This is a genomic window from Arthrobacter sp. CG_A4, assembly GCF_035985125.1.
Taxonomy (GTDB): domain Bacteria; phylum Actinomycetota; class Actinomycetes; order Actinomycetales; family Micrococcaceae; genus Arthrobacter.
Window position 1 is genome coordinate 1 of record NZ_JAXCID010000078.1, and the last position, 6487, is coordinate 6487.

General features: G+C 63.4%; 7 protein-coding genes and 1 pseudogene. 6 read left to right on the forward strand and 2 right to left on the reverse strand.

Annotation, left to right across the window (positions count from 1 at the left end; all coding sequences use genetic code 11):
- The first annotated feature begins 259 nt into the window (after nucleotides 1-259).
- From RCH07_RS18805 to RCH07_RS18825, 4 genes are all read left to right on the forward strand, one after another.
- Nucleotides 260-418 (forward strand): hypothetical protein, encoded by a 159-nt coding sequence (locus tag RCH07_RS18805; protein WP_326969014.1) that lies wholly within the window; start codon nucleotides 260-262, stop codon nucleotides 416-418.
- Nucleotides 419-695: 277 nt separating this feature from the next.
- Nucleotides 696-2216, forward strand: a complete 1521-nt coding sequence (locus RCH07_RS18815) for a multicopper oxidase family protein (protein WP_326969020.1) — start codon at nucleotides 696-698, stop codon at nucleotides 2214-2216.
- A gap of 51 nt (nucleotides 2217-2267) precedes the next feature.
- Nucleotides 2268-2678 carry a DUF302 domain-containing protein gene (locus RCH07_RS18820; RefSeq protein WP_326969015.1) on the forward strand — a complete coding sequence of 137 codons (411 nt, stop codon included), beginning with the start codon at nucleotides 2268-2270 and terminating at the stop codon, nucleotides 2676-2678.
- A 449-nt stretch (nucleotides 2679-3127) separates the two neighbouring features.
- Nucleotides 3128-3334, forward strand: a complete 207-nt coding sequence (locus tag RCH07_RS18825; protein ID WP_326969021.1) for an SHOCT domain-containing protein — start codon at nucleotides 3128-3130, stop codon at nucleotides 3332-3334.
- A 688-nt stretch (nucleotides 3335-4022) separates the two neighbouring features.
- On the opposite strand, the gene RCH07_RS18830 is transcribed toward RCH07_RS18825, so the two are convergent.
- Entirely contained in the window at nucleotides 4023-4148 is a 126-nt protein-coding gene (locus RCH07_RS18830; protein WP_326969016.1) for a hypothetical protein, read from the reverse strand.
- Nucleotides 4149-4503: 355 nt separating this feature from the next.
- On the opposite strand from RCH07_RS18830, the gene RCH07_RS18835 reads away from it, so the two are divergent.
- Both RCH07_RS18835 and RCH07_RS18840 read left to right on the forward strand, forming a co-directional pair.
- A complete protein-coding gene (locus RCH07_RS18835; protein ID WP_326969017.1) occupies nucleotides 4504-5214 on the forward strand; it encodes an alpha/beta fold hydrolase in 711 nt (236 codons plus the stop codon).
- Nucleotides 5215-5228: 14 nt separating this feature from the next.
- Nucleotides 5229-5597 carry a hypothetical protein gene (locus tag RCH07_RS18840; protein ID WP_326969018.1) on the forward strand — a complete coding sequence of 123 codons (369 nt, stop codon included), beginning with the start codon at nucleotides 5229-5231 and terminating at the stop codon, nucleotides 5595-5597.
- 239 nt (nucleotides 5598-5836) lie between these two features.
- On the opposite strand, the pseudogene RCH07_RS18845 reads toward RCH07_RS18840, so the two are convergent.
- Nucleotides 5837-5985 (reverse strand): annotated as a pseudogene (locus RCH07_RS18845) (IS3-like element ISMyma3 family transposase); the annotation flags it as partial.
- Nucleotides 5986-6487: the final 502 nt, after the last annotated feature.

The window sequence follows — 6487 nt, forward strand, 5'->3', positions numbered from 1 at the left end:
TGGCCTGGCAGCCGATCAGGTAGCTGGCCTGGGCCAGATCTTCGTCGTAAATGCGTTCCAGAAGCATGTGCTCTCCTTCGTCAGGCGGTGGGGGAGTCTCCGGGAGGGGATCCTCCGGTCCTCTAACCACAACGATAATACCCCTAGGGGTATCTTGCAAGCGGTCCGCGGCCGACCGGATCCGGACGCTCCGCCGTCAGCTGTCATACCCTCTGGGGTATAGACTTGGCAGAGCATCCACCGAAGTCTGGAGCCGGCTATGCAACGCGATTCATCAGGACTGATCGCCGTCGCCAACCGGCTTCGGCGGGCCCAGGGCCAGCTCGCCGGCGTCTCGAAAGCACTTGATCGGGCCGGATCCGCCATCATCGCCCGGCTCGACAACGGCCGGTGGACCACGAACGGAAAAGGAATGTGATGGGCAATTTTGGTTCGATGACGGGCTGGACATGGTTGTTCTGGCTGCTCCTCATTGTCGGTACCGTTTTGCTGGTGATCCTAGCCGTGCGGGCTTTTTCCGGGGGGATCACCCGACCCGGGAGCGGCCGGGGTCCGGGCGCGGGTCCTGGCCCGATCCCGCCCGGAGCCGTGGGCGCGACTATAGCCCGACGGATTCTGGATGAACGCTACGCCAGGGGAGACTTGAGCACAGAAGAATACCGTGAACGGCTTGAAGTCCTCGGGGGCAATCCATGATGCAACCAGTCAGCCGTCGCAGTGCCCTGATCCTGGGAGGCGTCGGGGCGGCGGCCACCGTGACAGGCGCCGCAGGATTGCTGTCGGGGTGGGGCCTCGGATTCCCGGCCGCCGGGGGGCAGGACTTGAGCGAACCGCAGGCCCTGCAGAGTGCCGATGGCCGGCTTCAGGTGAAGCTTTCAGCAGCCCCGGGCCAGGTGCGGATCGCGGGCAGGGATGCCAATGCGCTGTCCTACAACGGTTCACTGCCCGGCCCCACCCTGTTCCTGCGACCCGGGGACCGGGTGAATGTATCGCTGGAGAACCGGTTGGCGGATCCGACCAACCTGCACGTCCATGGCTTGCACGTCTCCCCGGAGGGCAACAGCGATAATGCGCTGGTTTCGGTGGAACCGGGAATGTCCTTTGACTATGAGTACCGGCTCCCGCTGAACCATCCGCCCGGCGTGTACTGGTACCACCCCCACCGCCACGGCAGCGCGGCCGACCAGATCTTCGGCGGCCTGTACGGGGCGATCATCGTCCAGGACTCCCAGCCCGTGCCGGTCAGCCGGGAACGGGTTCTGGTCATCTCTGACATCTCCCTCACCGGGGGCGGATCCATCGCCGCCGTGTCCGCGATGGAGAAAATGGTTGGCAGGGAAGGTGCCCTGGTCCTGGTCAACGGGCAGCTGAACCCGGTCCTGGCCGCCCGGCCGGGCGAGCGTGAACGGTGGAGGATCATCAATGCCTGCACATCCCGGTACCTTAAACTGCGCCTGGACGGCCAAGAGCTGCAGCTGCTGGGCATGGACTCCGGCCGCTACCAGAGTCCCCGTAACGTTGACGAGGTGCTGCTGGCCCCGGGCAACCGGGCGGACCTGCTCGTCACCGCCGCCGACGGGACCGCAGTGCTGCGCACCTTGCCCGTGGACAGGGGAAGTATGGCGGGATCCATGATGGGCGGAAACAACGGGGGCGGACGGTTCCCGGCCGGCCCGGACGGGACGGCCCTGGCCACCTTTGCCGTTGCCGGCGCACCGGCCGCCGCGCTGGCACCGGTCCCGTCGCAGCCGGTGCCGCGGGACCTGCGTTCTTTGGCAGTCACGGCGCACCGGGAACTGGTCTTCGCCATGGGTATGGGTATGAACAACGGCGGCGCGGACATGGGTGGCGGCATGGGTGGCGGCATGGGTGGTGGGACGGGGTCGGGGATGATGAGCTTCACCATCAACGGCAGGGCGTTCGACCCGGCCCGGGTCGACACCACCGTCTCCGCCGGTGCCGTCGAGGAATGGACCCTGCGGAACACCAGCCCCATGGACCACCCCGTGCACCTGCACGTGTGGCCGATGCAGATCGTCGAACAGGCAGGCCGGCCTGTGGACAGCCCCGTGTGGCAGGACGTGGTCAACGTCCCGGCCCGGAGCAGTGTCCGGGTCCGGATTGCGTTCGATGATTTCACCGGCAAAACCGTCTACCACTGCCACATCCTCGACCATGAGGACAGCGGCATGATGGGCTTGATCGAAGCCCGATAAAGCAGCGCCCCCCACTTGCATGCCTGGGAAAACCGACAAAGGAGCACAACAATGAGCTATGCACACACCATCACCGTCGCTTTGCCCTACGCAGAAGCAGTGACCCGGACCCGTGAAGCCCTCTCGGGGCAGGGCTTCGGTGTGCTGTCCGAAATCGATGTCCGTGCCACCTTCGAGACGAAGCTCGGGTCCGACGCCGGGCAGAGCTTGGGCGACTACCTGATTCTGGGCGTCTGCAATCCTGCTCTGGCGCAGAAGGCTCTCGCCGCGGACCCGGACATGGGGCTGTTGCTGCCCTGCAACGTCGTCATCAGGCGCGGACCGGACAGCGGCAGCACCGTCATCCAGACTATTGACCCGCAGACCATGGTGCAGCTCAGCGACGCGCCGGCCGTGTCCGAGGTCGCCTCGGACGCCGATCACCGGCTCCTCGCGGCCCTGAAGGAACTCGAAACCGCCTGAGGCTGGGCCAGTGTGCCTGCGACGGGCCGGCCGCGGAGACTGAACTGCGGTTGACTGGGTTGCGGCTCCGGAAGACGCCGGCCGCGTTGGAGTGCCGTCGGTACTGTTCACGGGATGCCCTTAGCGGGGGCTTTGTTGGCGGGAGTCACCGCGCGGCTGAGTTGCCGTCCGGCCAATCAATGTGACCGGGGATCCGGTTCGCTGTCCACCGACGCGCTCGTTCCCGGCCCCGCCTATCAGGGAGCGACTCCGAAGCCGCGGACGTCCGCGAAGCGGTCCACTCAAAGTAGCCATGAGATATGGGGAACGAGCTGAGGACCTTGGACCCTGTTCCGTGGGCTAGAGAGGCAATAACCTCAATCCAAAGACTGGTCAGCAGGTAGGCACGGGATGGAGTCAGGATGTATGGATGGGACGGGAACGGCTGGGGTTTAGGTGCCTGGGTGGCGATGGTACTGATGATGTTGGTGTTCTGGGGAGGGGTGGTCACCGTCGTCGTTCTCTTACTTCGGCGCACCCCTCCGCGTGAAGGACCGGGTCCCGCGCGGCCCCCGCACTACGACGCGGAACTTATTCTGCACGAACGATTCGCCCGCGGCGAGATCGACGAAACGGAATACGCCGCCCGCCGCTCGGCACTCCGCCATCTGGAATGAAACCCGTCCCGCATCGCGGGCAGGTTATTTTCGGGCTCTCTATCACTCTCATCGTGAACGCCCTGTCCCGCGTTGTCGTCGGCCCTCGTCGGGGCGTCTGCCGGCGGCACCGGATTGCGGTCCCGGCAGAACTCTGCGACACCTGAGGTTCTAGGGCGGGTCGTGAACCTCTCCCTGACGAAAATTGGGCACCAGTCCGCCCGGGGTGGCCCGAAGCTACGATGTCCGTGTCTCGGGGTTCCCGAGCCTTGTTCTGGCCGCAGTTCTCTCCGGCGGCCCTGGTCCAATATGCCGGCCGCGTCATCAAGCCGTACCCGGGCAATACGGTGGCGACTGTTCACCACTCCTAAGACGAGTCAATTTCGGTGCTGGCCGCAGCGGTGAAAAATACGAGCGCCAGGGTATGTTTCGCTTGGATCTCCCGTCCCACGAAAGCTGACGCTGACGTGGGCACAAGCTACTGGCCATCGCCAGATTCCCCACTCCCCGAGCATGCGCTGATCCAAACAAAATCGGAAGGCCAGCCCTGCTGGCGGCCGAAGGAGAACGTTGTGGTGAAGTTCTGCTGACGTACTTTAGTACCGTTTTAGTAACATAAAAAATGGCCAGGAATTTGCGCGATCCCGAAGACCTTGATCTCCGCCTTGAGAAGATCGCCGACGAATAGCACACCTCCAAGTCGACGCTGCTACTCCAGGGCGCCGGACTCACCCTCCAACGTCACTACCGCAACTGCGAAATCAGCGCGGGGGTGGACTTCGTTGTAAGCGAAGACGGCGAGCCGCTCAAACGCCTTGACGATGCATGAGTTCATACCTCGAAAATGGCGGACGCGCTGCACGTTATCAACCGGTATGGAGTCCGCCTACTTGGCATGGCGCTCCTTGCATCGGCTATGGCGCGCCCTGCGACTACTGTCATGGGCGCTGAAGCATATCCGCGGCTGCCTATGAAGAACGCGGCGCTGCTTGAATCTGTGGCACGTTCCACCCGCTCATCGACGGCAACATCGCTGCGACGTTCGAGATGCTTTCAGTCAAGACGGTTGATACCCTGAGCCATCGGTGCTCTCGGGGCCGGCGCCCGCCACTAACCGCAGCGACAATGACGCGGCCCCGATCGCAGACAATGGATTATTGCACGCATTGGGGCGGTTCATGACAGGACTATTGCTGCCGGTACTCGTCGGAGTCCTGGGTCTGGCCGGCCTTCTGCTGGCGTGGAGCCCCGGTCGACCCGCGCCACTGTCCGATGATGCTGGCCGACCGATCGATGGGAGCATCTCTGCGAGGGTTTTTACCAAAATCAACGGTGTCCGGCAGGGCATGATCATCCAGACCAGTGATATCTCCCATCCGGTGCTGCTGTTTCTGCATGGCGGCCCAGGCATGCCGGAGTTCTTCCTCAACACCACACATCCGTCAGGGCTCGAAAAGGACTTCACCGTGGTTTGGTGGGAGCAGCGGGGCGCAGGCTTGTCCTATCGCACAGACACTCCGGGGCAAAGCACGTCCTTTGACCAGTTGATCGGCGACACTATCGCGGTGACAAACTACCTGAGGCAGCGCTTCGGGCAGGACAAGATCTACCTGCTCGGTCACTCCTGGGGCAGCTTTCTCGGGATACAGGTCGTCGCAGCGGCGCCTGAACTTTTTCACGCTTACATTGGTATGGGGCAGGTGTCCCACCAATTGAGATCAGAGGTCACGGCCCATCGTTACATGACCGACCAGTACCGGGCCCGGGGCGACCGTTCAATGGTCCGCAGGCTCGAGGCGGCACCGGCAAGCATGTCGGGCGGGCACCGGCAAGCATGTCGGGCGGTCTTTCGACAAGCTATCTCCGCCTGCGGGACGACGCGATGCATCGACTTGGGATAGGCACTACACGCGACATGCGTTCGGTGATTACCGGGGTGTTTTTGGCCGTGTGGCGGTGCCGCGCCTACACCCTGAGCGAGAAGATCAATATCGGGAGGGGTATGTCCTATTCCAGACGCCTTTATTGGGATGATTTCATCAAAACCGATCTCACCATCCAGATCGATGAGCTTGATCTTCCTTTGTACTTCTTCACCGGGCTCCATGACTATACGGCGAACCATGAACACGCCCGGGACTTTTTTGAACTGATCAAGGCCCCGGTGAAGGGCTTCTACACATTCCGTGAATCCGCCCACAGCCCGCTTTTCGAGGAACCGCAGCGTGCGCGGCTCATCCTGAAGCAGGACGTGCTCACCGGGAGGAACTCTCTGGGCGACTGAGGCCAGGCCGGTATGGCCAACCGAGGTGACCGTCGAGGAAGACGGGGGCGCAGGATGTTGGGAATCTTCGGACCGTGACCGAACCACACGGCGAGCTGGGCGCGCGTTGGTTAAACACAGCCAGAATTCGAATTCGCGGCGCAGGCCAGGTACTTCGATAACGGCTCCGGCCTCTGTGCCACCACGGACGCGCGGCTCAGCATGGAGAAGTGCCGCTTCATCAGATCAACCGCACTGTTCCTCACCGCTCGGTTCCGGGACCGGGGTCGATCTCGGCCTCGAAGATAGCCGCGGCCGCCTTCAGGATGGCATTGGCGCGGCGCAGTTCAGCGTTCGTCCGGCACAGCTTCCTGACCTCTTCGCTGTGGGCAACCGTGACGCCGGGACGGGTCGTATTAGGCGCTGGCCGCTAGCGACTCGTCATGTTGATGGGCGGCGCTCTGCTGGTGCTGCCCGGACCAAGGGGCCGACGACGGCTGGGGTCGAGATGCCCCGGTCTCAGAGGGCTCTCGTTCGTCGCCGGCCCCGTCTCGCACCGGACCTTCGCTTCCGGAAATCCAGGGCAGACTCCACCCGGAGTCGGCATTGTTCCGCGGTGGTGCTGCTTCTACTATTAAATACCCTGTGGGCAGAAATGGCATCCCCATTCGATGCCCCGGTCCGGGGCGCGAGGTCACGGATTGGTCACGAAAACGGTGGAACCCATCCGTAGCCGGTGTGCTGTCGAAGTACTCCTGACAGACAAGCACCGGCCGTCCGAGACACTCGGCAGGAACCATCCGCGGGACCGGACAACCCCCACCGATTTCAAGGAGTACCCCCATGCGTACGTCAACTAAGACTTTCCTGAGCGTTGCCGCTGCCGGTTCGCTGATGTTCTCCCTCGCCGC

Excerpts from the sequence above, each read along its gene's own strand:
- RCH07_RS18805 (WP_326969014.1), top strand. The coding sequence starts at position 260 with ATGCAACGCGATTCATCAGGACTGATCGCCGTCGCCAACCGGCTTCGG.
- RCH07_RS18840 (WP_326969018.1), top strand. The coding sequence starts at position 5,229 with ATGCGTTCGGTGATTACCGGGGTGTTTTTGGCCGTGTGGCGGTGCCGC.
- RCH07_RS18830 (WP_326969016.1), bottom strand. The coding sequence starts at position 4,148 with ATGAACTCATGCATCGTCAAGGCGTTTGAGCGGCTCGCCGTCTTCGCT.
- RCH07_RS18825 (WP_326969021.1), top strand. The coding sequence starts at position 3,128 with ATGGTACTGATGATGTTGGTGTTCTGGGGAGGGGTGGTCACCGTCGTC.
- RCH07_RS18815 (WP_326969020.1), top strand. The coding sequence starts at position 696 with ATGCAACCAGTCAGCCGTCGCAGTGCCCTGATCCTGGGAGGCGTCGGG.
- RCH07_RS18820 (WP_326969015.1), top strand. The coding sequence starts at position 2,268 with ATGAGCTATGCACACACCATCACCGTCGCTTTGCCCTACGCAGAAGCA.